The organism is Actinosynnema sp. NPDC059797, assembly GCF_042732085.1.
GTDB lineage: Bacteria > Actinomycetota > Actinomycetes > Mycobacteriales > Pseudonocardiaceae > Actinosynnema.
The window spans coordinates 21,811-46,596 of sequence record NZ_JBHWIE010000034.1; the positions used below are offsets into that span (position 1 = coordinate 21,811).

At 72.6% G+C, this 24,786-nt stretch carries 26 protein-coding genes; 17 read left to right on the forward strand and 9 right to left on the reverse strand.

The features are described 5' to 3' along the window. Window positions 1-1,111: 1,111 nt before the first annotated feature. Together ACFV4N_RS12355 and ACFV4N_RS12360 are read right to left on the reverse strand one after the other, a co-directional pair. The gene (locus ACFV4N_RS12355) at window positions 1,112-1,291 is read right to left on the reverse strand and encodes a hypothetical protein (RefSeq protein WP_499672577.1); all 180 of its coding nucleotides are present in this window, start codon (window positions 1,289-1,291) and stop codon (window positions 1,112-1,114) included. A 356-nt stretch (window positions 1,292-1,647) separates the two neighbouring features. After that, the gene (locus tag ACFV4N_RS12360; protein WP_499672578.1) at window positions 1,648-2,139 is read right to left on the reverse strand and encodes an RICIN domain-containing protein; all 492 of its coding nucleotides are present in this window, start codon (window positions 2,137-2,139) and stop codon (window positions 1,648-1,650) included. A gap of 384 nt (window positions 2,140-2,523) precedes the next feature. Between ACFV4N_RS12360 and ACFV4N_RS12365 the strand changes: the two genes are divergently transcribed. Then, window positions 2,524-2,724 (forward strand): hypothetical protein, encoded by a 201-nt coding sequence (locus ACFV4N_RS12365; RefSeq protein ID WP_499672579.1) that lies wholly within the window; start codon window positions 2,524-2,526, stop codon window positions 2,722-2,724. Window positions 2,725-2,910: 186 nt separating this feature from the next. Beyond that, the gene (locus tag ACFV4N_RS12370) at window positions 2,911-3,819 is read left to right on the forward strand and encodes a MerR family transcriptional regulator (protein WP_499672580.1); all 909 of its coding nucleotides are present in this window, start codon (window positions 2,911-2,913) and stop codon (window positions 3,817-3,819) included. Here ACFV4N_RS12370 and ACFV4N_RS12375 read toward each other — a convergent pair. Next, on the reverse strand, window positions 3,807-4,454 hold the full coding sequence (locus ACFV4N_RS12375; protein ID WP_499672581.1) for a TetR/AcrR family transcriptional regulator: 648 nt from the start codon (window positions 4,452-4,454) through the stop codon (window positions 3,807-3,809). The two genes, ACFV4N_RS12370 and ACFV4N_RS12375, sit on opposite strands and share 13 nt — an antisense overlap. A 213-nt stretch (window positions 4,455-4,667) precedes the next feature. On the opposite strand from ACFV4N_RS12375, the gene ACFV4N_RS12380 reads away from it, so the two are divergent. From ACFV4N_RS12380 to ACFV4N_RS12405, 6 genes are all read left to right on the forward strand, one after another. Further along, entirely contained in the window at window positions 4,668-5,915 is a 1,248-nt protein-coding gene (locus ACFV4N_RS12380; RefSeq protein WP_499672582.1) for an amidohydrolase family protein, read from the forward strand. 36 nt (window positions 5,916-5,951) lie between these two features. Next, window positions 5,952-6,704, forward strand: coding sequence for an SDR family NAD(P)-dependent oxidoreductase (locus ACFV4N_RS12385; RefSeq protein WP_499672583.1), 753 nt, complete (start codon window positions 5,952-5,954; stop codon window positions 6,702-6,704). 192 nt (window positions 6,705-6,896) lie between these two features. After that, window positions 6,897-7,526 (forward strand): hypothetical protein, encoded by a 630-nt coding sequence (locus tag ACFV4N_RS12390; RefSeq protein ID WP_499672584.1) that lies wholly within the window; start codon window positions 6,897-6,899, stop codon window positions 7,524-7,526. Between the two features lie 157 nt (window positions 7,527-7,683). Then, window positions 7,684-7,974, forward strand: a complete 291-nt coding sequence (locus ACFV4N_RS12395; protein ID WP_499672585.1) for a DUF4342 domain-containing protein — start codon at window positions 7,684-7,686, stop codon at window positions 7,972-7,974. Between the two features lie 463 nt (window positions 7,975-8,437). Further along, window positions 8,438-8,764 (forward strand): hypothetical protein, encoded by a 327-nt coding sequence (locus ACFV4N_RS12400; protein ID WP_499672586.1) that lies wholly within the window; start codon window positions 8,438-8,440, stop codon window positions 8,762-8,764. Window positions 8,765-8,920: 156 nt separating this feature from the next. Then, window positions 8,921-9,421: a hypothetical protein gene (locus tag ACFV4N_RS12405; RefSeq protein ID WP_499672587.1), complete on the forward strand. Its 501-nt coding sequence runs from the start codon at window positions 8,921-8,923 to the stop codon at window positions 9,419-9,421. 94 nt (window positions 9,422-9,515) lie between these two features. On the opposite strand, the gene ACFV4N_RS12410 is transcribed toward ACFV4N_RS12405, so the two are convergent. Then, on the reverse strand, window positions 9,516-10,355 hold the full coding sequence (locus ACFV4N_RS12410; RefSeq protein WP_499672588.1) for a helix-turn-helix domain-containing protein: 840 nt from the start codon (window positions 10,353-10,355) through the stop codon (window positions 9,516-9,518). A gap of 161 nt (window positions 10,356-10,516) precedes the next feature. Here ACFV4N_RS12410 and ACFV4N_RS12415 point away from each other — a divergent pair, with 161 nt between their 5' ends. Beyond that, a complete protein-coding gene (locus tag ACFV4N_RS12415) occupies window positions 10,517-11,296 on the forward strand; it encodes an SDR family NAD(P)-dependent oxidoreductase (protein WP_499672589.1) in 780 nt (259 codons plus the stop codon). A 23-nt stretch (window positions 11,297-11,319) separates the two neighbouring features. On the opposite strand, the gene ACFV4N_RS12420 is transcribed toward ACFV4N_RS12415, so the two are convergent. Next, window positions 11,320-12,342 (reverse strand): hypothetical protein, encoded by a 1,023-nt coding sequence (locus tag ACFV4N_RS12420; RefSeq protein ID WP_499672602.1) that lies wholly within the window; start codon window positions 12,340-12,342, stop codon window positions 11,320-11,322. A gap of 312 nt (window positions 12,343-12,654) precedes the next feature. On the opposite strand from ACFV4N_RS12420, the gene ACFV4N_RS12425 reads away from it, so the two are divergent. From ACFV4N_RS12425 to ACFV4N_RS12435, 3 genes are read left to right on the forward strand one after another with little or no spacing between them, the layout of a single operon-like run. Further along, on the forward strand, window positions 12,655-13,098 hold the full coding sequence (locus ACFV4N_RS12425) for a hypothetical protein (RefSeq protein WP_499672590.1): 444 nt from the start codon (window positions 12,655-12,657) through the stop codon (window positions 13,096-13,098). Then, on the forward strand, window positions 13,095-14,306 hold the full coding sequence (locus ACFV4N_RS12430; RefSeq protein WP_499672591.1) for an ATP-binding protein: 1,212 nt from the start codon (window positions 13,095-13,097) through the stop codon (window positions 14,304-14,306). Before ACFV4N_RS12425 ends, ACFV4N_RS12430 begins: the two co-directional genes overlap by 4 nt. Continuing rightward, entirely contained in the window at window positions 14,303-16,063 is a 1,761-nt protein-coding gene (locus ACFV4N_RS12435; RefSeq protein WP_499672592.1) for a tetratricopeptide repeat protein, read from the forward strand. Before ACFV4N_RS12430 ends, ACFV4N_RS12435 begins: the two co-directional genes overlap by 4 nt. A gap of 15 nt (window positions 16,064-16,078) precedes the next feature. Here the strand turns inward: ACFV4N_RS12435 and ACFV4N_RS12440 are convergent, their stop codons facing one another. Beyond that, complete coding sequence (locus ACFV4N_RS12440; protein ID WP_499672593.1) at window positions 16,079-16,921, reverse strand: NYN domain-containing protein; 843 nt, start codon at window positions 16,919-16,921, stop codon at window positions 16,079-16,081. Window positions 16,922-17,147: 226 nt separating this feature from the next. On the opposite strand from ACFV4N_RS12440, the gene ACFV4N_RS12445 reads away from it, so the two are divergent. Beyond that, entirely contained in the window at window positions 17,148-19,136 is a 1,989-nt protein-coding gene (locus tag ACFV4N_RS12445; RefSeq protein WP_499672594.1) for an eCIS core domain-containing protein, read from the forward strand. Window positions 19,137-19,187: 51 nt separating this feature from the next. Here ACFV4N_RS12445 and ACFV4N_RS12450 read toward each other — a convergent pair whose 3' ends face one another. Further along, window positions 19,188-19,604 (reverse strand): DUF6892 domain-containing protein, encoded by a 417-nt coding sequence (locus tag ACFV4N_RS12450; protein ID WP_499672595.1) that lies wholly within the window; start codon window positions 19,602-19,604, stop codon window positions 19,188-19,190. An 84-nt stretch (window positions 19,605-19,688) separates the two neighbouring features. Beyond that, window positions 19,689-20,282 carry a TetR/AcrR family transcriptional regulator gene (locus ACFV4N_RS12455; RefSeq protein ID WP_499672596.1) on the reverse strand — a complete coding sequence of 198 codons (594 nt, stop codon included), beginning with the start codon at window positions 20,280-20,282 and terminating at the stop codon, window positions 19,689-19,691. Window positions 20,283-20,379: 97 nt separating this feature from the next. Between ACFV4N_RS12455 and ACFV4N_RS12460 the strand changes: the two genes are divergently transcribed. The 3 genes from ACFV4N_RS12460 (at window position 20,380) to ACFV4N_RS12470 (ending at window position 22,428) form a co-directional block, all read left to right on the forward strand. Further along, window positions 20,380-21,057 (forward strand): nitroreductase, encoded by a 678-nt coding sequence (locus tag ACFV4N_RS12460; protein ID WP_499672603.1) that lies wholly within the window; start codon window positions 20,380-20,382, stop codon window positions 21,055-21,057. Window positions 21,058-21,197: 140 nt separating this feature from the next. Then, the gene (locus tag ACFV4N_RS12465) at window positions 21,198-22,034 is read left to right on the forward strand and encodes a serine/threonine-protein kinase (protein ID WP_499672597.1); all 837 of its coding nucleotides are present in this window, start codon (window positions 21,198-21,200) and stop codon (window positions 22,032-22,034) included. A 136-nt stretch (window positions 22,035-22,170) separates the two neighbouring features. Next, entirely contained in the window at window positions 22,171-22,428 is a 258-nt protein-coding gene (locus tag ACFV4N_RS12470; protein ID WP_499672598.1) for an Imm32 family immunity protein, read from the forward strand. An 87-nt stretch (window positions 22,429-22,515) separates the two neighbouring features. On the opposite strand, the gene ACFV4N_RS12475 is transcribed toward ACFV4N_RS12470, so the two are convergent. Further along, on the reverse strand, window positions 22,516-23,247 hold the full coding sequence (locus ACFV4N_RS12475; protein WP_499672599.1) for a phosphotransferase: 732 nt from the start codon (window positions 23,245-23,247) through the stop codon (window positions 22,516-22,518). 183 nt (window positions 23,248-23,430) lie between these two features. Here ACFV4N_RS12475 and ACFV4N_RS12480 point away from each other — a divergent pair, with 183 nt between their 5' ends. Next, window positions 23,431-24,693 carry an LAVTG motif-containing sortase-dependent surface protein gene (locus tag ACFV4N_RS12480; protein ID WP_499672600.1) on the forward strand — a complete coding sequence of 421 codons (1,263 nt, stop codon included), beginning with the start codon at window positions 23,431-23,433 and terminating at the stop codon, window positions 24,691-24,693. The last annotated feature ends 93 nt before the right edge of the window (window positions 24,694-24,786 follow it).

Genomic DNA, 24,786 nt, shown 5'->3' on the forward strand with positions numbered 1-24,786 from the left:
GGTTCGTCGGCGGGGTGTCGGGTGTCGTGTGCGTCGTGGGAGCACTGCTGTGGGAGCGGATTGGGAGCCGCTGGCCGCGTTAAACGTTGCCGGACTGCTCCAGGCTGCGTTCAAATGCGCCCACCGCATGCGGTGGAGTGTTATTTCCTGCAGGTCAGGATAGCTGTTGATCTACGTTTGTCACGGTAGGGGCACTGGTTCAAACCCGGTATCGTCCACCAGTTATACATGCAGGTCAGGGAGCCGGTCAGTGATCTTCACTGATCGGCTTTTTGGCTGTCGTGAGGGCAGATTGGGAGCAAACGATCTTGGTGTGATCAACACCGCCGTATGTCGTCACCCCCTGTCCGGGGTAGGGGTCGCCTCCGATTGCTCCCATCGCCGCCGGAGCCGTCCAGCGATGAGCCAGGGTTTTGTGGGTGTGGCGTAGGTCATGGAAGTGTGAGCCGGGCAGCGCCCGTGGCTCCCGTCTCGGGTGTCGCCGCCGATGATGGGTGGCCAGGTGCGGCGGCGGAGGTTGGTGCGGCGCAGGTCGGGCTCGATGTCACGGACCCGGTCAGGAGTGGTGTACCGGTTGGTGAACCCGGTCGCGGAAGCCAGGGCGCTGTCGGGGTGTTGTAACGGACCCGCCAGCCGGAACGTGCTTCTCCACCCATGCCGTGCCGAACTCCCTCACTGATCGTCGCTGGTGTGCCCTTGTCCGGGGCAGCGGGTTCCGCAGGCCATACACCGCGGGCGCCTTTTGGACCGCGATGACAACCCGGACACCGATTCGTCTCGCCATGAAGGGCAGCAGATCGCCGGCCTCGTCAAGTTCCGCGACGGGCCGGACTCCGTCGTTCTCGACGGCAGGTGGCCGCCCGGCTCAAGGCGGAGTCGACCCACCACCTCACCCGACCGAAGGAACAGCCGTTGGAGCCCGGTACCGGCAGGGCAGCCGTTGATGAGGTCGCTGCGGTACTAGATCTTGCGTAGGCCCTGCCGGATCTTCCGAACGAGATGGTCGACGGTGGTGAACGCGATGTTGGACGACCAGTGGCGCCGCAGCACCGACCAGATCCCCTCGACCGGGTTGCGCGGGTGCGTAGGCGGGAAGCCGGTAGACGGTCAGTCAGTCCGCGCTGTCGATGAACGACGGCGTCTGCTCGGACCGGTGGGTGGGAAGGTTGTCCCACACGAGCACGGTCGGCCCGTCGAGCTGGTGGTGGGCGGCGGTCAGCGGGTTGAGGTAGTCGGTCCGGGCGAAGCTGCGGCAACCGCGTGCTGGAGGCGGGCGAGGGCGTCGGCGCATGACCTCCCGCAGCTACCTCTACGTGTCCGGCGACCAGCCCGACAAACCAGCGCGGCGTGGACACCGCCGTCCGCGACACCTCGACGCCGGCTGGGCCCACGCAGCGCCTGCTGCGCCAGGGCTTCCGTGCCCGCACCGCCATCGCCCCGGCACGGATCGCGACCATCAACGCCGTCTTCACCCCCGGAGGAGGTCGCCGCACCCGCCGGGTTCTGGACCTGCTCGCCCGAGCCGGCTCGGTCTCGCCGTGGACGACTGAGGCCGCCTGCTGGAGGCCGCCGTGGGCCGGTCGACCTGGGAGTCCTGTCCCGGGCCCCCGGCCGACGCGTCGTGAGCCGTCGCCAGTGGGTTGGGGCTCAGGGGACGGCGATCCACGCGGTGTTGTAAGGCACCGTCCCGCAGCCCCACTGCCGGAGGTCGGTCGGGGCGTAGATGTTGGTCGCCGTGACGCACATCCGGGCCATCCGGTCCATCCGGGTGCGCAGGAAGGCGTTCTGCTGCCAGAACTTCTGCGAGTTGCCGCCATTGCACGCGTACTGCTGGATGACCGCGTCGTACGAGTGGCTGCCGCCCCTGACGTCCATGCACTTGCCGGTCGCCACGTTCCGGTACTCGCCCCACGTGCCGGTCGAGTCGGGGGTGAAGGTCCAGCGCTGGTTGGCCGCCGCCGTGCACGAGGCCGTGTAGAGCGCGACGCCGTTGGCCGTGGAGCCGTTCGGGACCTCGATGCACCAGGCGTGGTCGTACATCTTGATCGAGAAGTCGCCCGACGCGGCTGACGCGGCCGGCGCGTTCACGACGACCAGCAGGCCCAGCACGCCCACGAGCGTCGCGAAGAGGGAAGTCACACGAGTGAACAGCGATCGTTCCTCGCCCACGGGCTCCTCCCGACAGGCCGGAAAACCTCGGGCACCGATACTGGCAGGGGGTTTTCGGCGGGCGGGACCGCCGCACGGGCCAACGACCAGCGCAAACTTTCGCGGTCGTCGATCCTGCGCTGGAATTCCGTCATCCGGCCGAACTCCGGTCCACCACCTGGGGAGAGGCCGTCCCCCTCTCACCTGCCCGCCCTGCCGCGTGCTCATCCCGCTCGGGAAGCCGGTGCGCCGCGAGGACGGCAGCGTCGAACGCTTCCACCTGGTGGGCGAGGGGTACGACGCGAACTCCGCGAACCCCTGCTCACCAAAGCGCTCTGGAAGTTCGTCGCCGACCACGCGGGCCACCCGCTCCGGGTGAAGTTCAGCCACGAGCCCGACATCGAGGTCGTCTCGGTGTTGGCCGGGATCGGCGGCGACGGGATCAGCGACGTCGAGTTCGAGGACTGCGTCGAGGGCAGGTCCGGCTGGATGGGCAAGCGCAAGGGGTGGACACCCGGAAACGTGGGGGGAGGGTGTCGGTGTGGCGACCACGGGTCGGCCTGCGGCCCCGGCTGACCGACGCGGAGCTGGTCACCCTGCAGAGCAAATTCGGTTCGCCTCTCGAACGAACAAGTTCGACAACACCGTGGAGGGTCCTCGGTGGCCCGAGCGCGGCTTGTGTCAGCGACCGGGTGGTGTTGCACGTGCCGTAGCGGCATGTGATGTCGTGGGGGTACCACGGCACGAAAGGCCCCCTCCGCGATGCACCCCTCCTTCACGCCTCCCCAGCGGGTCAAGATCGGTGATGCGGCCGCGTTCGCCGGGACGACCCCGCGCGCGATCCGCCACTACCACGAGATCGGTCTGCTGCCGGAGCCCGAGCGGGGCGCGGACGGACGCCGCCGTTACGGCTATGACGACATGATCCGCTTGTTGTGGATCCGCAGGATGGCGGAGGCCGGTATCAGCCTGGACGACATGCGGGCCGCCTTCGACGAGAACCGGGACGTCGAGGAGGGCCTGGGGCGACTGGAGGAGGCCCTGGCCGCCAAGGAGGCCGGCATCAAGCGCCAGCGGGCCGTCGTCCAGCGCTTGCGGGCCGTGGGCAGTCCGCTCGGGCTGCTCTCCGAACTGGTGACGGACCGGCTCGGCCACCTGCCCCCGGGCGCGCTGCGCCGCTCCGACCTGGACGCCCTGCTGGTCACGGAGCGGGTCTTCGGCCCGCTGGGCGCCGCCGTCCAAGCGAGCGTGTTCATCGTGCTGGCCACCCACCCCGAACTGCGTGCCGAGGACGACCGCCTGGATGCCGCCGAGGTCGCTCTCGACGCCGGCGTCGATCCCCGGGACCCCCGCGTCGAAGAACTCGCCGCACGGCGACACGCCCACCACAGAGCTGTGGAGAAGGCCATCGAAGCGGACGGGCTGGACCGCGACGAGCAGGAGCTGTTCGAGACCTACGACGCCGACCTGACGGGTGAGGAGCCCGCGGGGATGAGCGTCTCCGAAGCGGTCACGAAGATGCCCTACGGCTTCTCGCCCGCCCGGATCCGCTGCGTGGAACTCACGGCGGAACTCATGGCCCGGGACCACGCCGCGGACAGCGGACCCCCCGCTCCGCGGGAGCCCGACCCGGCGGCCGGTGGGGTCTCACGAGTCGGCTACGTGGACTGACCTGCGGGTCGGGGTGCCGTGGGGAGGCGAGGTGAGTCGGCCGCCGCGCCCTCGTCGACGAGGTGCTGGAGGACGTCGGCCAGCCAGCCGCGCAGTTGCGGGCCGGTGGCGGCGGCGACCGCGCCCGTGTGCAGCATCCTGCGGGTCACGACGGTGCCGAGGATGAAGGACTGGATCGCGTTCGCCGTGTCGACCGCCTGGTGGTCGGAGAACCCCCAGGACATCAGCGCCCTGGTCAGGGGTGCGGTCGCTTCCTGCTCGAGGAACTCGCCCAGTGCCGCCGGGCGGGACGAGGCCGAGCGCAGCAGGGCCAGCAGGGGGTCGGCGTCGCCCTGCCGCTCCCAGCGGTCGACGATCCGGTCGGCCAGCCGCCGGCCGAGGTCGTCGATGCTGCCCGGCAACGTCGAGTCCAGGTTCAGCCGGGTTTCCATCGCCGCGAGGAACAGGCCCTCCTTGCCGCCGAAGTAGCGGGTCACCAGGTTCGGCGAGCAGCCGGCGGCCTGGGCGACCTGGGCGACCGTGGTCGCTTCGTACCCGTTGCGCGCGAACAACGGGGCTGCGGCCTTCAGGAGCCGTTCCCGCGTGGCGGCCGCGTTCCGGGGGCGGGGTGGTTGCTTGCCCTCCGCAGGTCCCACGGCCGCTCCCGACTCATGTGTATGGGCAGACACAAAGGCGCGAGTCTACACGGATCTGCCGCCGGCGCGGAGCTGATCACCCTGTCGGTCGCCTGCGCGTCTGCCGAGGTGACGGATGGCCCGAACAAGATGTGTACGACCAACCACATGATGTGTATGGTCGTACACAACCTGGTTCGTCAAGCCGCGGGTCGAAAGCCGAGGTACGTCGTCATGACCAACAGGAGCTATGCCGTCCGCAACGTGAAGGTGTTCGACGGCGAATCGGTCGTCGACGCCTCCATGGTGGCGTTCTCGGACGGCGTGATCACCGATGTCGGCCACGGTTCCCCGCCGGCGGGGGCCACGGTCGTGGACGGTGCCGGCGGCACGCTCCTGCCGGGCCTCATCGACGCCCACGTCCACCCCGATGACGACGGCCTCGCCCAAGCGGTGAGGTTCGGCGTGACCACCGTCGTGGAGATGGGCGGACCGCCGCGCGGCCCCGAGGACCGGGCCCGGATCGCCGGTGACGACCGGCTGGCCGACATCAGGTCGGCGGGCCTCCCGCTCACCGCCGTCTGCGGGCACCCGAACGAGCTGTTCGTCCCGGTGGAGGAGCTGATCGGACCGGACGGCAGCCGTCACCCCGAAGCGGCGCCCATGCCCGGCCTCGCGGACCCCGACGAGCTGCCGGCGTTCATCGCCCAGCGCGTGCGAGAGGGTTCCGACTTCATCAAGCTGCTGGCCGAGGAAGGCACCGTGCTCAACGCGCCCGGTCTGCCGGAGCTCGGCGAGGACGTGTTCGCCGCCGCGGTCCGGGAAGCCCACGGCCACGGCAAGCTCGTCGTCGCCCACGCGCTCACCTACGACGCCACGGTGGAGATGCTCCGGGTCGGCGTCGACGGGCTCGCCCACCTCTTCCTCGACCGGGCGCCGACCGACGAGATCGTCGACGCCATCGCGCGGGCCGGCGTGTTCGTCATCCCCTGCCTGGTGCTGAACCGGTCCATCACGGGCACGACCGGCGCGGACCTGGCGGCCGACAGCCGCGTCTCGTCGCGCCTGGGCGAGGAGTGGCTGCGAGCGCTGCGCAGCTCCTTCAACACCTATCCCGAGGGGGACTACCGGTTCTCGCAGCAGGCGGTGGAAGCGCTCCACCGCGCCGGCGTGCGCATCATCGCCGGGACCGACGCGGCGCGGGCCGAGGAGGAGCACGGCGGACTGGCCCAGGGCGCGAGCCTGCACCACGAGCTGCAGCTCCTGGTCGAGGCGGGCCTGTCGAACGTCGCGGCACTGCGCGCCGCCACGTCCAGCCCCGCCCGTGCCTTCGGGCTCGACGACCGCGGCGTGATCCGGCGGGGCGCCAGGGCCGACCTGCTCCTGGTCGACGGCGACCCCACCAGCGCCATCTCCGACACCCTCGCGACGCGCGCCGTCTGGCGGCGAGGCGCGATGACCACGCCGCCGACGACCGCGTGACGCGGGTACACCACCACTACCGGAGGGAAAACAGACATGACCACCGCGCGCAACGTCGTGATCACCGGGGCGGCCGGCGGCATCGGCTCCGAGATCACCAACCGGTTCCTGCGGAACGGTGACACCGTCCTCGCCAGTGACCTGCGCCAGGGGGCGCTCGACGAGTGGCGCACCCGCTGGGACTCCGACGGCCCGAACCCGTCGCTGCACACCTTCCCCGCCGACGTCTCCGACGAGGCGAGCCTGGCCGAACTGGCGGAAGCGGCGCGGCAACGGCTGGGCACCGTCGACGTCCTGGTCAACGCTGCCGGGCACTTCCCCCAGACGCCCGTCGAGGAGATCACGGGCGAGGAGTGGCGCCGGGTCGTCGAGGTCAACCTCAGCGGCACCTTCTACACCGTCCAGGCGCTCCTCCCGCTGATCAAGCGGAGCGAGCGCGGGCGCATCATCAACATCGGGTCCGGCGGGATGTTCTTCGGGGTCCCGATGCAGGCGCACTACATCGCCGCGAAGGCCGGTGTCATGGGCCTGACGCGAGTCCTGGCCCGCGAGCTGGGCAACGACCACCCGATCACCGTCAACCTCGTCACCCCCGGGCTCGTCGTGACCCCCGCGGCCGTCGCGGTCCTGCCCGAGCCCCTGCTGGCGATGCAGCGCGACCTGCGTTCCCTCCACCGGGACGAGGTCCCGGACGACGTCGTCGGTTCGGTCTTCTTCCTCGCGTCCGACGACGCCGCTTTCATCACCGGCCAGACGCTCAACGTCGACGGCGGCCTGACCATGTGGTGAGGGCGGGTGGCGGGCCGGCGGTTGCAGGTTCACCGCAGGTTTTCGTTCGTCCGGCCGAGCAGGGTGGTGGACGCGGCGGGACCGGGACGGGGTGACGACACCCACCACCCGGTCGCCCCGCCGAAGCAGCCCTACGGGTCAGGAGGAACAGTGCGCATCTCCCGAAGCGCAAGACGTGCGGTTCAGATTTCTTTGACCGTCACGGCCCTCGTGATGGTCGGCCTGGTCAACCCGGGCACGGCGGCCGCCGCCGACCCGGGCAGTGGGTCGAACTTCGCGGTGGCCACCGTGTCTTCACCCACCGAATCCCAGCGCCTCGCCTGCAAGATCGGCGGCAACTGCCCTCCCACGCGGCCGCCGAAGCAGCCGACGAACCCACCGGTCGCCGTCACCTGCGAGTCCTTCGACCCGACGTACATCATCTTCGAGGACGGCAACCGGAACGGGTACCGCGAGGTCACCGAGCCGATCCACGTCCAGTGGGGCTTCCACGTCGAGTGGTGCTACTCCGCGGACAGCGACTACCCGTCGGCGCCCGTGTTCGCGTACACGGCCTACGACCGCGACCCGATCATCACCCCGGGCACGCGGTGGGAGCAGAGCGGCGCGCCGAGCCGCAGGGACGAGCGGTCCTGGAGTTCCGACAACTTCCTCGAAACCGTGACGGTCACCTGGGGCACCAAGACGTTCTCGACCGTCGTCCTCACCCCGGTCGGTGAGCTGCGGCTCAGCTTCCACCCGGTCATCCGGCTCACGGTCGACGGGTTCGGCAACCAGCAGGCCTGCAACCTGGCCGAGGGGGAGTGCACGCCCGTCTGGTAGCACCGCACCGGATCGTCGTGCGCACCGTCCTGCGCATCGTCGTGCCGAGCGGTGTCAGGGGTGAATCAGGTGGGGGTCAGGGAGACCCCTGATGGCGGGGTGCCCGATCTCGGGCAGGCTGGAGTCGTCAACAACCACCAGCTGTTCGAGGAGAGTCATGAGCGAGTCCAAGCCCGAGTCCGCCGGTGCCGCTGTCGACGCCGTGGTCAACGCCGTTCGCGGACTGGTCAGCGAGGGCATCAACCGCCGTGTGGTCGTGCGTGACAGCAAGGAGGACGTGGTGCTGGAGGTGCCGGTGGCCCTCGGGGTGGTCGCGGTGCTGGCCGCCCCGGTGGTCACGGCGATCGGCACCGGTGTCGCGCTGGCCGGCAAGTGCGGGATCACGCTCGAGAACCGCCAGCAGCCCGGCAGCCGGCCCGCGGCGACGGTCGACACCGAGCAGGTGTAGCCGGCAGCCGCGGGTCGAGCCGCCCACCACCCGAAGTGAAACCCGGGCCAGGACGCACTCGCCTTCAGGTAGCGGGCGAGGGCGTCGCGGTGGTGGGCGAGCCCGTCCATGCGGTCCTGCACGTCCCGCATGGCCTTGGCCAGGATCGAGGTCGGGGTCGGGCAGCCGTTGAGGCGCGGTTCTTTCCCTTCCGCGCGGGGGAGCAGGTCGCGGATGACCTCGGTGGGGAGGCCGGCGTCGAGGAGCCCAAGGAATCCCCTGGTGGAACCACGCCGTACCGGTCGAGGTCACCGGACATCTGCAGGAGGGGTGCGACATCCGTGCGTGGTGAACGGCTGCCGCACGGCTCCGGCTCGGCGATGGGTGAGACTTACCGGGTGCACAACCCGAACAGCCCGAACCACAGCCCGATGCGGCGAACGCCACGCACCTTCCACGGCCTGCGCAGGACCCGGGGGGTGTGATGGCCGTCGGTGTTGAGCAGGTGGTCGAGCTGGGCAGGAAGATCCTGTCCGAGACCCCTGAGGGGCGAGAGGCCGGCGCTGAGAACGCGAGTGACTGGTCGCGCCTGTTCAGCCCGGACGAGGCGGGCACGATCGTGCGGTTGCTCGCGGTGGCGTCCGCGGTCGAAGTGGACGCGCGGGTCCGCGAGGCCCAGCTCCACGCGATCCTGGAGGTCTCGGGTTCGGTCGCGGTGGGCGCGGACGCGCTGTGGCCGTTGCGGCTCTTGGCGGCGGGCGCACTGGACGCCGAGCAGTCGGGGTACCTCGATGCCCTGTTGATCCGGTGAACCTCGCGGACCCGGCGGTGGTGCGGTTCGGGCACGCCTTTCGCACCCACTCCCGACCCGTTCCGCCACTCGTTCGTGTGAACGTGCGTGGAACGGCAGTGCCGTTCGGGGGCGAGGAGCACCATCCGAGGACGGGCAACAGTCGGGGAGGTCGTGATGAAGATGCCGGTGATCGGCGGGGGAAGCCGGACCGTGCGAGTCCGCTCGTTCATCGCGGCGGTGGCGGCGGTGGTGTTGACGGGCGCGGGTCTGGTGGCAGGTGCCGCGCCCGCATCCGCGGCGCAGGGCTGCGGCGGAACGCTGATGGCCCAGTACGTCTACGGCGACGACGGGTTCGCCCAGGTCGACGTGTACCTGGAGAACGGCACCACCAACTGCCTGGTCAACCGCACCCGCGGGGCCTCCTGGGGGTATGCCGCGGGCATGGCGGTCGCGGTGTCGAAGTCGGCGGCCGACATCCCGAACACGGGCAGCACCAACCTGTGCTCCGGCTTCACCGACACCTCCACGCGCCAGGCCGATTGCAGCCAGTCCTACGCCTACTACGCGGGCCCGGTGCGCATCTACGCGCCGAACTCCTGCATCAGCTTCGGCGCACGGGCCAACACCGGTGGGTGGATCGAGCACGCGAAGTGGGCCAACCGCCACTGCGGCTGAACCCGTGCCGGGACGAATCCGGGCACGCCGGAACAGCCACCCGCTGGATCGCGGCGGCGCGACGGTTCGTCGTGATCCCCGGCCCGGTCCCGAGCTAGCCGACGGGTGACTGGGTGCCGAGGACGGTGACCAGCGCGAGGCGGTCGGCGTCCTCGCTGCCCGGTTCGGCCGTGTAGACCATGATGCGCAGGTCGCTGCCCGCCACCGTTAGCACGTCGCAGTCGAGGGTGAGCGGGCCGACCCGGGGGTGGTCGACGGTCTTGCGGGCCGCCTCGTGCCGTCCCCCGGTGGCCGCCCGCCACAGCTCGGCGAACCGCTCGCTGTGCGTGAGCAGGTCCGCCACCAGCCGCCGGAGGCGCTGGTCGGCGGGGTAGCGGGCGGTGGTGGCGCGCAGGTCGGCGACCAGCGCGGTCTCCAGGGCGCGCCGCGACTCCGGGGTATGCCGGACCCGGTCGTTCAGGCCGGAGAAGTTGCGCCACACCGCGTTGCGCTCGTGGCCGTGCCACCCGGTCGGATCGCCCATGAGCGCGGCGTAAGGCGGGTTGGCCAGGAGCAGCGTCCAGCTCGCGTCGAAGACCGCGACCGGTGTGCCGGCCAGCCGGTCCAGGAGGCGCTGCACCGTCGCCGTGAGGTGCGCGGGCACGTGCTCCGGGCCCGGCGGTTGGAGCCCGCCCAGCCGGAAGAGCTGCCCGCGCTCGGTCGCCGACAACCGCAGCGCCCTGGCGAGGGCCTCGACGACCTGCGCCGACGGATTGGTCGCGCGCCCCTGTTCGAGGCGGATGACGTAGTCGACCGAGATGCCCGCCAGCTGGGCGAGCTCCTCGCGGCGGAGCCCCGCGACGCGGCGCTGACCGCTGCGGGGCAGCCCGGCGGCCTCTGGCGGCACCCGCTCGCGCCACCGGCGCACCGCGTGCCCGAATTCCTTCGTCCCCACGCGTCGAGTATGGCCTCGCCGTCCCGGCACAGCCTGGTACCCGCGTTCCCAGGAAGCTCAAGGACCTGGCTGGTCGCGGGACGACCCGGCAGCCTCGGCGCGTGGTCTGCCAGACCGTTCCGCCGGCTCGCCCCGGGGAACCTCCGAGGAAGGAAGACAAGGTGGGCAAGCTCGCACTCGTCACCGGCGCCACCTCCGGGATCGGCAGGGCCTTCGCCGACCGGCTCGCGGCCGACGGCTACGACCTCGTGCTCGTGGGCAGGCGCGAGGAGCGCCTGGAGGAGTTCGCCCGCTCGCACCCGGAGGTGGAGGTGCGCGCGGTCGTCGCCGATCTGTCCACTCGCGACGGGATCGACGCGGTGGCCGGGATCTGCGCGGCGGAACCGTTGGCGCTGCTGGTGAACAACGCCGGTGTCGCGCACTACATGCCGTTCGCCGAGCTGCCCGCCGAGAAGGCCGGCGAACTCGTCGGCGTCAAGGTCCTCGCGCCCACGCTGCTCGCCCGCGCGGCCGTGACCGGCATGCGGGAGCGCGGCGGAGGCACGGTCGTCAACGTGGCCGGCATGATCGCGTTCAGCGGGCCCGCCCCGCACTCGCTGATGCCGCGTCGCGCGGTCTACGGCGGCAGCCTGGCCTACCTCGTCGCCCTGTCGCAGATCCTGAACGCGGAGCTGGAGGGCAGCGGCGTCACGGTGCAGGTCGTGTGCCCCGGGGTGGCCGCCACGGAGTTCCACGAGCGCCAAGGCATGGACCTGGGCGCGCTGCCGCGCATGTCGGCGGAGGACGTCGTGACCGCGAGCCTGCGCGGCCTGGAGCTGGGGGAGGCCGTCTGCGCCCCGGGTGTCGAGGACGCCGGTCTGCTGGAAGCGGTCTTCCGGGCCGACCTCGCCGCCTTCGCGGGGCAGTCCCCGCGGCTCGCCACGCGCTACCGGGCCGGCTGAGCCGGACGACGCCGGCGAGGGGGTCAGATCCTGCCCGCCACCACGTCGGCGAGGCGCACGCGGGACGACTCGTAGGTCACCACCGAGCGCTCGGACGGTTCCGCCGAGCCCTCGGCCGGGACGACCTCGGTGCGGATCGGCAGGCCGTCCTCGGCGTTGATGGTGATCAGGTGCGAACCGCTGCCGCCGTGCAGGGCGGGGCCGGCGGTGAGGGTCAGCGCGGGCCGGCCGTCGACCTCGGCCTCGCCCTCGCCGATGGTCACGTCCGGGACGGTCGCCAGCAGCTTCAGCACGCCCGCCCGGACGTCGACGTTGGCGGCGCCGATGAACAGCGCGTACGTGGTGTTGTGCCACAGCCTGTTGTCGATGCCGGTCTCCAGCTCCTCGCCCGTCGGGCGCGGCCCCGGGTCGGGCACCTGCTTGCCGATCCTGCGGAGCTCCTCGGCCGTCTCCGCCTGGTACCGCGCCCACGCCTCGTCCGCCTCGGCGGGGCTCAGGCCGAGTCCCCAGCCGTTGGGCGAGGCGTTGACCATCGCGATCCTGGCCTCCTCCACGTCGCCGCTCGCGGCGAGGCGGGCCGCCGCCATCACCTTCGCGTCGAACGGTTGGGCCGAGTCGTCGCCCCTGCCCACCGTGGTCGCCAGGCCCGCCACCGAGTCGCCGTGGAAGACCTGGCCCCTGTCGGTGTAGACGGTGTAGACGGTGTATGGCGAGTTGTCCGGCGCGGTCTTCGCGGTGATGACCAGCGAAGCGTCACCGGGCTGCGCGCAGGCCGCCTTGACGTGGGAGGCCAGCTCCACCAGAGGTGACTCGACCACCACCCGAGGGGCCGCTTCGGCCGGGCCGGCGGGGGCGGTGCCGCCCGTCGCGCCCATCACCACGGCCGCCGCGACGGCTGCCGCGCCCAGGGCGGCGCCGACCCCCGACCAGGAGGACCGGCGCTCCGGCCGCACGACCGCGGGTCCCGCCATCGGCGCCGTGCGAGCGCGGTCGCGGGCCTCGGGCCTCGGGGGCGGCACGTCACGCGGCTCCTTCATCAGGTCCATCTCATCCACCGGGTGTCCTCCACGCTTGCACCCGTTTTTGCCAACTCGGGTCGAAAGCGTTCAGGGTGCTTCGCCGCCTGACGAACGTCGCTGGTCAGCGCCTTGCGGGCTGGAGACCTGGGCGTGCCGGGACGGCGTGGCGTGAACCGGCGGGTGTGGTGCGAACGACCGACGTGGCCCCGTCGTCGCTCGTATAGCTTGTCGGTCTCGAGGTCGGCCGCGGGCGACCTCGACCCGGCCAACGGCCCAGGCGGGCAGGGCATCACCCGGTTCTCCGCCACCGTGTACATCCGGCAGACGAGAGAGAACCGAATGAGCAGGGACAACAACCCCGAAGTGGTCGCCGAGCTGGATCGCCTCGAGGCGGCGGTCAGGGCGGCGCCCGCGGGGGACACGACGGCGCAGATCGCGCTGTGGCGCCAGGTGACCGCGTTGGAGAACTGGTTCTTCATCGCGCGGGGCTCGGCCGACCAGCCCCGCCCCTATGCCGTGGCCGCCGAGCAGGGGCCGATGATCTGCCTCTACAGCAGCGCCGCGCGGGCGGGTGAAGCCGGCCGCGCCCTCGGGCTGGCCGACCCGGCCAGCGGCTCGGCGTCGTTGTTCGGCGTGCCGATGCCGGCCGCGATCGACTACGTGGCCTCGTTCGGCAGGGCCGGCGTCTTCGGGGTGACGTTGGACCACCCGCGGCTCGGTCACTACATCCCGCTGGCGAACCTGGGCCTGCTCAAGGGGTGGGTCGAGGGGGCCGGGCGGTGAGCGGTGCCGACCCGGGCGACGGCTTCGTCGAGGTGATCGCGAACGAGGTGGAGGCCGACCCCGGCAACCTGGCGTTGCGCGAGGACTTCGTCACGCTGCTGCTGGAGCAGGACCCGGACCGCGCCGGCGCCGAGCTGGCGGCGTTCGAGGCGCTCGGCGGCGACCCGGCGCGGGTCCGCCTGCTGCGCGCCCGGTTGATGGCGGCGCGGTTGCGGGCCTCGAACCCGCCCCCGGCGGCGTGGTCCGGGGGAGGCGGGCCGAAACCGGTCCCGGCCCCGACCCACGAGGACCGCCGGGACGGTGGCGCCGCCGCGTCGGCGTCGCTGTGGGACGCCGAACGCCCGTCGGTGACGCTGGCCGACGTCGCGGGGCTCGCCGAGGTCAAGCGGCACCTGGACACCGCGTTCCTGGCCCCGCTGCGCAACCCCGAGCTGGCGGCGGCGTTCGGGCAGAAGCCGGGCGGTTCGCTGCTGATGTACGGCCCGCCCGGGTGCGGCAAGACGTTCATCGCCAGGGCGATCGCCGGCGACCTCGGGGCGTCCTTCCTCCACGTGACCCTCGCGGACCTGCTCGGCAAGTGGGTCGGGGAGAGCGAGAAGGCGATCCAGCGCGTGTTCCGCGACGCGCGCGCGGCGGCGCCCTGCGTGATCTTCTTCGACGAGTTCGACGCGCTCGGCGGCCGGCGCACCTCGGGCGGCGGCGGGTCGCAGGCGATGCGGATGCTCGTCACCCAGCTGCTGGAGGAGCTCGACGGCGTGGCCGGCGCGAACGACGGGGTCTACTTCCTGGCCGCCACGAACCGGCCGTGGGACATCGACCCCGCGCTGCGCCGACCGGGCCGGATCGACAAGACGGTGCTGGTGCTGCCACCGGACGCGGTCGCCAGGGCGGCGATCGTCCAGGGCGCGCTGGCGGGCAAGCCCGCCGACGGCGTGGACGTCGTCGCGGTCGCGGCGGCCACGGAGGGGTTCTCCGGCGCCGACCTGGCCCACCTGACGACCACCGTGCTGCAGCAGGCCATGGTCGAGTCGATGAGCAGGGGCGAGCTGGTGCCGGTCACCACCGACGCGCTGCTGGCCGCGGTCGGCGGCACCACCCCGTCCACGACGTCCTGGTTCGACCAGGTGGCGCCGGTGCTGGAGTACGGCGTCGACGACGGCACCTTCGACCAGCTCCGGGCGTACCGGGTCAAGCGGGGCATGCGATGACGGACTTCGACCGCGCGGTCACCGACGACGCCGTGGAGCGGAGCCTGGACCTGGCCTGGGAGCTCTTCGCGGCACAGCCGCGGCACCCGAAGGTCGCCGAGCTGGCGTCGCGGGTGCTCGCGGTCCAGCCGGAGCGGAGCAGCGTGTCGCTGTTGCTCGGCAACCACCACGAGGTCTGTGGCCGGGTCGACGAGGCGCGGCGCCTCTACCTGCGGGTGGCCGGTCGCCACGACCGGCAGTTCGTCAACGCCGCCCGTGCCCTCCGGCACCTGGCGCTGGTCGAGCACGACCACCCCGAGGCGCTGCGCTGGGCGCGCGCGGTGCTGCGCGAGGAGCACGAGGAGTGGGGCGACTGGATGGAGCTGGGCTTCGCCCAGTCGCTCTGCGGGCAGCACGAGGACGGGTGGCGCCGACTCGACGAGGCGGTGGCGCTGTGCTCCCGGACGGCGCCGGACGACCTCCCCACCGCGCTCGGGAAGCGCGCGGCCTACCTGCTGGGGAGCTTCGCGCCACCCGACCGGTTCGTGCCCACGGCCGAGGAGGCCATCCGGGCCGACGCGGCGAACTCCTGGGTCGCCCTGATGCTCGGCTGGTCCTACCTGGTGCAGTACCGGTTCGCCGACGCCGAGCGGCTCGGGCTGCGGCTGCTGCGCGAGGACCCGACGGAGGAGATGCTGCAGGGCCTGGTGGAGACGGCTCGGACGATGCTCCGGATCGTCGAGAACGCCCAGGCCAAGGACATCACGCTGGAGGACATCCGCCGCTCCGGGGTGATCGAGCTGGGGTGGCGGCAACTGCGCGACCGGGTGCTCGGCACGGACCTGGCTTCCGCGCTGGCGGCGTTGGACGACGTGATGCCCGCCGACCTGCGCGCCACGTTGCGGCCCGGGGTCCGGGTCTCCGACGTGCCGGGGGGCGACGAGGTCGGCTCGGTGGCCGCGGAGGACCTGGTGGCCTGGCACGACGGCCAGCGGCCCGGCTCCGGCGCCGCCTGGGGGTTGGCCGAGCCGTTCCGCCTGATGTCGGCGGCCGAGATCATCGCCATGGGCGCCCGGATCGAGGCCGACCCGGCCGCGCACCCGGACTGGCCCGAGAACGAGGTCTGGGAACCGGTGATGACCGACGACGCCGGGGCGCACCTGGTCGTCGTCGCGCTCGGGGCGCTGGTCAAGCGTCGACCCGGGCACCCCGACGAGCCCGTCGCCGGGTCGATGGCCGACTGGGTCTGGGACCGGGTGGCCGACTTCGGCGGTCGGGACCCGCGACCGGCGCCTCGCAAGACCGGGGAACTCCCGACCGACCTGCCCCCCGTCCCGGGGACGTCGTTGACCGGCGTCATCACGACGATGTGCGCCGCTCTGGGCGCGTCCGAGGGCTCTGCGCCTTACGCGGAGCTGCGCGGGCTGTTCCCCGGGGCGACCGTCCGGCAGAGCGCGGTGGAACCCGTGGGCTGGAGCCCCGACGGCGTCGACATCGCGTTGCTCGACGGGCTGGTGAAGAAGGTGACCGTCGACGTCGCGCTCTGCCCGATCGCCGACCGCGTGATCTCCGGGCTCGACCTGGACGGGCAACGCGGACCGGTCGACGCCTACCTGCGGGCGCGGGGCGCCCTCGCGCACAACAGCTGGGAGGACCGCGCCTCCGGCGAGGTCACCGTCAACTACGACCTGGCCGGGCACCGGCTCGGCCTGCAGTGGGGGACGGGGAGGCTCGCCCGGATCTTCGTGTCCGCCACCAGCGGGCCGGCCGGGGGCTGAGCGCCCGGATCCCGGTCATTCTGGTCGGATCGAGTAGGCCCGCGGGTACTTGTGCCCCGGTGGCGGGGTGGGGGAGCCGGTGAACGACACCGGGGTGCCGGTGGGCAGCGCGGTGCGGTCGTCGGGCAGGTCGTCGCGGGAGGCGAACCAGGAGTCGCCCCGGGTATCGGTGATGAAGCCGTGGGGGTGGCCCGGCTGCCAGCCGGTCACGGTGCCGCGACGGCGGCCGCGCGGGGCGCCGGCGGGGGCGGCGACGGCTTGCCGCGAGGGCACGAACGGGGAGCGCAGGGGCGAGTCGGGGCGGTCGGCGGGGGCGAACAGGTCGTCGAAGGCGGGGGTGGTGGTCGCCGCCGCGCGCAGGGGCGCGGCGGTGCGCGGTGTCCACTCCGGCTGCGCCGAGGACGGGAACCACGGCATCCGGGTCTCCACCACCGGCACGACCACGCGGATCCCGCGCGCGGTCAACCTGGTGGCCAGCGGGGTGAAGTCGGCGTCGCCGGTGACCAGGACGACCCAGTGCAGCGGTGAGGTGGTGGCCCGGTCCCAGGCCTCCAGCGCGAAGTGGACGTCGACGCCCTTCTCCTTGCCGCCCAGGAGCGGGAGGTCGTGGCGGGTGATGCCGGCGGCGGTCAGGGCCGCGTCGAAGGAGGTCGCCGGGGTGTCGATGCGGCCGCGCACGTAGTGCGCCTCCGCGACGACGCATTCCTCGAAGGGGCGGCCGGCCTCGGTGTGGACGTGCCAGCGCAGCGCGTCGTGGAAGCCCTCCAGCGAGATGCGGGCCGCTCTGGGGTGGACGGTCGCGTAGAAGTCGCTGAGGTACGCGAACCACGTCCCGTCGTAGAACACACCGATGCGCACGAACGCTTCCTCCACCAGGTCGGCCTCGGCTCCCGGCGCGGGCGGCAGCCGGTGCCCAGGGTATTCGGGGGAGGGGCACGGGGCGGCGCGACCTGTCGGTGGCGGGCGGGGTGCCCTCCGGGGCAGGGACGGGGCAGCGGTCGTGCCCTCGCGGCCCTTCCGCCGGCGCCGACCCGGCCGGCAGCGTCGGACCAGGCCGGTCCGGCGTCGGGGGAGTGGAGGGCTCATGCGCGAGCAGCACCAGGAACAGGCCGACCCGACCCGGTCGCGACCGGCACCCGCGCCGGCGGTCGATCCGGCGGCGCCGGGGTGGCAGGAGGGGGTCCTGACGCCGCAGGCGCTCCTGCACCTGCAACGCACCGTCGGCAACGCCGCAGTGGCCCACCTGGTCGAGGAGCGGCGGCAGCCCCACTCCTGCGGGGACGACTGCGGGCACGACCGGCCCGTGCAGCGCTCGGCCCTGCCCGGGGTCCTGCGATCACCGGGACGACCCCTCGACGACGGCACCCGCGCCGACATGGAGGCCCGGTTCGGCGCGGACTTCTCGGACGTGCGCCTGCACACGGACCCGGCCGCGCGGGCCTCGGCGGCGGAAGTGGGCGCGCGTGCCTACACCTCCGGCAACCACGTGGTCATCGGTGACGGCGGGGCCGACCGGCACACGCTGGCCCACGAGCTGACGCACGTGGTCCAGCAGCGCTCGGGCCCGGTGGCGGGCACCGACCGGGGGGACGGGGTGCGCGTCTCCGACCCCGGCGACCGCTTCGAGCGCGAAGCCGAGGCGAACGCCACCCGCGTCCTGGCGAGCAGCCCGACCACGCACCAGGGGCGGCCACCGGCGGAGCAGGCCGGGCACGCGGTGCGGCCGGGAGCGGCGGTGCAGCGCGTGGTCCACGGGACCGAGGCGCAGCAGGAGGCCCAGCGGAACCAGCTGGACGACCTGGTCGCGATGTGGGTGCCGGACGAGGCGTTCGACGAGGACGGGAACCCCGTCGGTCCGTCGCGGTCCGCCGCCTACGTCGCCCGGCGCGCGGGGCACGGCGTGGACGCGGTGCGCGTCGAGCGCAACTTCGTCCTGCCGCCGAGGATGACGACCCGCTCGGGCCACCGCCTGGTGGAGGACTGGGTGGTCGAGTACCAGACCTCGTTCTTCACCTACCGGGTCCAGGTGATCAACGACCGGCAGCGGCAGCGCTCACCCATCATGATCGACCTGAACGGGCCGTTCGAGTTCGTCCGGGTGCCCAAGGGATCGCGGGGGCGGTCGATGGGACGGCCCTACCGGTTCGGGGACTACTGGGACGTCAACCCGGACTTCCTGAAGCACCTGCCCGGTGATCCCGACGAGTCCCTGCGGGTGCTGATCGAAGGACGGGGGCTGGAGGAGGAGAACCGCGTGACGGAGGCGGACCGCGGTTCGCTCGTCCAGCTGCCCAGCCACGAGTACGAGCCGTTCCTGTTCTACACGCGCAACATCACCGACCCGAGCTTCACCCACCGGGACGGCACGCGCAAGGACGACCGCCGCTTCCTGCTCCCGGCCGACTTCGACGACCTGGCGAAGCAGGCCCGGCCGGCCGGGAAGACGCGCGCCCAGGTGGGGGTGAGCGAACCGCCGGTGGCGGGCCGGCAGGACGCCGGTCGCAACCCCGCCCCGGCGATGGGCAACTTCCAGGCGCACCACCTCATGCCGCAGTCCGGTCGCCCCCGCACCGACGAACGCCTCGCCTCGCACGAGTGGTGCCACCTGATCGGCGACAACGACGGCGGCCCCACCGCCTTCCACAACCTCGTGATCGGCACCAACGCGGTCAACACCGAGCAGTTGGCCATGGAGTCGGCACTGCGCGACTTCCGGCCGCGCATGGAGGGCCTCGGGTACGCGATCCGGCTGCGGGTCGAGGCGATCGTCGAGAGGGCCGAGGCGGAGTCGCCGATCGTCCCCGGCGGCCCCTACCAGAAGGCCGACTGGATCAGCTTCGCCATCGACCTCGTGGACAAGGACCCGAGCGCCGGTCCCGTGGACACCAGGCCCTCGGTGAAGTACGTGCACCGGCAGATCATGGACGCGAACCGCGGCACCATCACCGAGTCGGAGTTCACCAGCCTGCACAACCAGGTGCGCAACCAGTTGCGCGCGGCGCACGGCTGGTTGAAGGAGCAGAGGCAGCGGGCCGCGCAGGACCAGCCGGGCTCCCCCATGGCCGTCGACTAGCGCTCCGGCCGCGGTCCGCGATCGCGGTCGGCGGGTCCCGATCCGCCGTCCTCAGAGCCAGTCGGCCTCGATCCCGCGGGCACGCAGCACCTCCAGCGCCTCTTCGTCGCCCGTGTAGAACAGCGTCATCGACTTCAGGTTGGGGAAGTGCCGCAGGTCGGCGAACTCGCCGACGTCGAACAGGTCGTCCTCGCCGTCCCAGTTCGGCGCGATCTGGAGGTAGATCTCGTTGCCACCGTCCATCCGGATCTCGGTGATCTTCTCCGCGAGCTCGGCGGGGACCTCGAGCGCCTCGAAGTGGGCCAGGGCCTCGGGCACCGCCTCGAAGCTGCCCTCGTCGTAGGTGAAGCCCTGCTCGGCGGCGTGCTCGCGCAGGTCGAACCTCGGCAGGAGGTCCTGCTCGTACATCAGCTCCTGGACGACGGCGAGCTTGAAGTTGAGGTCGGTGAACGGGATCGGCCGGCTCATGCCCGAACCATATAGGCGGGGTACGACAACGCCGCGCGGTCCGGGACGGCTCCGGACGAAGTCGGCTCCGCCGGCGGTGCACGCCTACGCGTCGCGGGGGCGACGTGGCGCGTGGTCGAGGAGCACCTCGGCGGCCGCACGGGCGTGACGGCCGTAGTCGGGGTCGTTGAGGACCATGGCGCGGCTCGCGGCGCCGTCGGCGAGGGTGACGAGTTGCTCGGCGAGCGGTCGCGGGTCGTCGATGCCGAGTTCGTCCACGAGACCGGTCACCAGGGTGAGCATGAGGAGCTTCTGCTCGCGGGCGAAGGCGTGCACCCGGCCGGCGGGGTCCGGGTGCTCGGCCGCGGCGTTGAGGAACGGGCAGCCGCGGACGTTCCCGTCCGGCCACGGCCGCGCGGTGAACATCGCGAGGATCCGGTCCCGGGGCGGCAGGTCGGTGCGCGCCAGGGTCTCCAGCAGGGTGTAGCCGGACCTCAGGACGTGCTCCAGCTGCGCGAGGACCAGGTCCTCCTTGGTGGGGAAGTGGGCGTAGAGGGTCCGCTTGGAGACCGGGGCCTCGGCGGCGACGTCCTCCATCGTGGTCGCGGTGATGCCACGTCGGGCGAACAGGCTGCTCGCGGCGGTCAGCACGCGTTCCCGACCACCGCGCCCGGCCCGGCGCGCGGGTTCTGCGCTCATGCACCAAGTATACGTCAGCGTTTACTTAGCGGGTAGTGGTGCGCTACGGTCGCCCAAGTAAACGCAAACGTGTACCAGAGGAGGCGGTGTGACACCGATGACGACCGGGCTCGCCGACGCCGTGGGGCAGCTCATCCGCGGCCGGCGCGCGACCAGGGCGTTCCTGCCCGACCCCGTCCCGGAGGAGACGATCGAGGCCGTCTTCGGCCTGGCCGGCTCGGCGCCGTCGAACTCCAACGCGCAGCCCTGGCAGGTCGAGGTGGTCAGCGGCGCCGCGCGGGACGCGCTCGCCGAGGCGCTCGTGGCCGCTCACCGGGCCGGCCGGCGGACGCCGGACTTCGCCTACGACGAGAGCATCTACTCACCGGTGCACCAGCGCCGGCGGGCCGCCTTCGGCGCGGCGCTCTACGACGCCCTCGGCATCGGCCGCGGTGACGAGGACCTGCGCACCGCCTACGACCTGAAGAGCCTCGGGTTCTACGACGCCCCCCACGTCGCCCTGCTGTACGCGCCGGAGTCGGGCGACCCGAGGCTGACCGCGGACGTCGGCATGTACGCGCAGACACTGCTGCTGGCCATGGCCGCCCACGGGGTGGCCAGCTGCCCCCAGGGGTTGCTCAGCTTCTACAGCGGGACGATCCGCGAGGTGCTCGGCATCTCCGGCGGGAAGTTGTTGCTGGGCATCTCGTTCGGCTACGCCGACCCCGACGCCCCGGTCAACGCCGTCGACGTCGGCCGCGAGCCCCTGCTGGAGACGACGCGCTTCCACCGCTGAGGCGCCCGCGGAAGGACGGCAGGGGGGAACCGGTCGTGCCTCGCGATCGGCTGCCCGGTTCGCGGCTGCCAAAATGGGGTACCGGGGGTTCCGGGTCTGCGGAAGAGGGGTGCGGGGTGTTACCTGTCGGCGACGGTCTCGTGGCCGGTAGGTACCGGTTGACCGGGTCCTTGGGGGTCGGGGGCATGGCCGAGGTGCACCGCGCCTGGGACGTCGACCTGCGCCGCCCGGTGGCGGTCAAGGTGTTCCGGCCGTGCGCCGACGACGACGCCGTTCGCCGGTTCCACCTCGAGGCCCGGACGTTGGCCCGCTTGTCGCACCCCGGCGTGGTGTCCCTCTACGACGCGGGGCTCCACGGCGGCAGGCCGTTCATGGTGCTGCGGCTGGTCGAGGGGACCACGTTGCGAGCCCGGCTGGGGCAGGGCGCCCTGCCGGTGGCCGAGGTCCGCCGCCTGGGCGCCGGGGTGGCCGAGGCGTTGGCGCACGTGCACGACCAGGACGTGGTGCACCGGGACGTCAAGCCCTCGAACGTCCTGCTCGACCAGGCCGGCACGCCGCACCTGGCCGACTTCGGCCTGGCGCGCTCGGGGGACGGCGCCCGGTTCACCCGCACCGGCCACGTGCCGGGCACGGCGGCCTACCTGGCCCCGGAACAGGTCCGCGGCGACGACGTCGGCCCGGCCGCCGACGTCTACGCCCTGGGGTTGGTGCTGCTGGAGTGCCTGACCGGCCGACGTGAGTACCAGGGCGGTGCAGTGGACGCCGCCGAAGCGCGCCTGCACCGCCCGCCCGTCGTCCCCGAGGACCTGCCGAGGGACGTGGTGCGCCTGCTGAGGCTGATGACCTCCCTCACGGCGCGCCGCCGCCCGAGCGCACAGGACTGCGCGGAGGCGCTGGGAACCACTGGGAGGCACCGGGCCGACGGAGACCGCCGCCCCGGTTTCCGCGTCGGACTGCCGCGGTTCGGCGCTCGTTGACCAGGCCGCCGTGAGCCCGGTGCCGGCACCCCGCGCCGGCGGCGTTCACATCGTCCTACCCGAGGGAGTCGGAATGGAACCACCCGCAGACCCCGCCGAAGAACACCCCCGGTCGGTGGTACCCGTCGAGGTGGAGGTGGCTGCCTACGATCCCGCGCTCGGTGTCGGGACCTGGTGGGAGGAAGGCACCGTCCTCCGGGCGGAGGTGTGGGATTCGCCCGAGAAGACGGTGGTGATCTCGGGCAACCCGGCCGGTCTGGTGTCCCTCGCCAGGCACCTGCTCACCCTCGCCCAGGAATCGGTCCCGGACGGACGTCACCTCGACTTCGACACCTACTGCGGGTGGCTCGAAGAGGGCTCGGCCGCTCTTCGCGTGGAGGTGGACAAGAGGTGAGGCGCGGCGCCTGAACCTCGCGGACCGGACCGCGACCTGCCGTGACCGGCGGCACGGGCCGCCGAGTCCACCCCTCGGGCGCGTTCTTCAGACCGCCCGGACTTCGGCGAGCCGCTTGACCGCGTACTCGTCGCCCCAGCAGACCGCCGCCTCCCACGCGGCCGACGCCTGCGCGGCGACGTCGTACCGGTCGTCGTCGAGGTCCGCGGCGTTGTGGGGCAGCGCCAGGTCGAGGTCGGGCACGTCGACGTGCGCCTCGTCCCAGTCGATCAGCGCGACCCGGTCCGCGGTCATGCGGACGTTGCCGGGGTTGGGGTCGCCGTGCACGACGCAGGTCCGGCGCCCGGCCTGCCTCGCCCACGCCGCCCGGCACCGGGCGACGCCCTCGGCGGGCATCGCGCCGAGATCGATCTTCGTCCCGGTCTCGGCGTGCAGGAGGTCGGTCGACGACCGCCACCCCGGGCGCTGCGGCCAACCCCGCGTCACCCGGTGCAGCTCGCGGAGCGCGCCGGCCACGCGACGCCAGTCGGCCTCCGTCTCGGGCGGTCCGCCCTCCAGGTAGGTCATCACCACCAGTCCGTCGGCGAACAGCCGGCCGTCCGCGGTCGGGATCGGCACCGGCACGGTCAGGCCTTCGCGGTCGAGGTGCCGCAGGAGGTCGGTCTCCCACGCCAGGTCGGCGTCGCTCCTGCTGCCGAGGCGGCCGACGGCGAGGCGCCCGTCGACGCGCACGCTCCACACGTCGTTGGCGATCCCGCCGGTGAGCGGCTCGATGCGAGCGACGTCCCCACCCCACTGCCCGAGTGCTTCCCAGCCCATTCGCCAGACCTTACGGGGCGCTCGACCCCGGTGTTCCGGAATTCCGTGACCCGAGGTGGTGGCGGGCCGACGGCGGACGTCCCACCGTGATCGCCGTCTCATCCCCGGTGGGGCGCAACCTCGGTGCGGGGTGGGCGTCTTTCGCTGGGCAAGGGGGACAACAGAACAACGGGGGGAGCGCGGATGCGCTGGATGAGTGTGGCCGCGGCCGTGTCGCTGGCCGCGGTGGTGTCGGCGGTCCCGGCCCAGGCGGAGCCGGGCGGGACGGGCGCGATCGAGGGGTGGACGTTCCTCGACCTCGACAGCGACGGCGTGCGCGACGCCGACGAGCGGGGAACGGTGTTGGCGGCGGTGCGAGTCGAGAACGTCGCGACCGGTGAGGTGCACGACGTGACCGGCGGCCTGAGCGGTGGGTCGTACCGGGTCCACGACCTTTCGGCGGGGACCTACGAGGTGTCGGCCAAGGCGGACCAATACGTTGCCACCACGAGGAAATCGGTGCGCGTGGAGGTCGTGGCGGGGGCCGTGGCCGGGGCGGACTTCGGGTTCCGGGGCGGCGTGGTCACCGGGTTCGCCTGGATCGACGAGAACGTCGACGGCGTCCGCCAGCCGGCCGAGCCGCCGCTGACGGACACGCCGTTCATGGCCTACGGCGGCGGTTTCGCCGACTCCGGCCACACCGACGACGAGGGGCGGTACCGGATCGAGGGCTTGCCCGCGGGGACCTACCGGCTCAACCTGTACAGCCCGAGCCTCGACCGCGGGTTCACGGTTCCGGGTGGCGACTCGGCCTTCGACCCGGTGACCGGGCGCACGGCGGAGTTCGACGTGGCGCCGGGCGGAGAGGCCGGGCCCTTCGGGGCGGGCTTCAAGAGGGCCGAGCACGACGCGGCGGTCACGGCGCTGCGGGTCCCGGAGCACCCGGCGGTCGGCGGCGAGGCGACCGTGGAGGTCGAGCTGCACAACGGCGGCAACGTGCCCGTCCGCTTGAACGGGGAGGTCCGGTTCCCGGACGGCCTCACCCCCGTGTCGGTCGAGGAGGGCGGCTCGGTCGGCGGTCAGACGGTCACCCTGGCGTCGTCGCACCTCGCGGACGTGCAGCCGGGTGGGTCCGTGACGTTCGCGATCACCGCGCGGGTGGATCGCGCACTGGTCGACGCCGAGGTCCGCGCCACCACCAAGTGGGTCTTCATGGAACCGGAGCGGGACACCGACCCGGGCAACAACGTCCTGGTGCGGACGATCAGCACCGCCGAGGCGGGCCCGGTGAGCACGCCTCCGAGCACCGCGATGAGCACGAGCACCCCGGTGGTCATCGCGGCGGCCGGCGCGACGGCGGGGTTGGCGTCCACGGGCGCGTCCCCGGTGCCGCTGCTGGTGATCGGCGCACTGCTGCTGCTCGCCGGCGGCGCGGCCTACCTGGTGGCTCGGCGACGTCGGGCGTGACGGGGACGGCGGGCGGCGGCCGGCGCGACGGCGGGGTTGGCGTCCACGGGCGCGTCCCCGGTGCCGCTGCTGGTGATCGGCGCACTGCTGCTG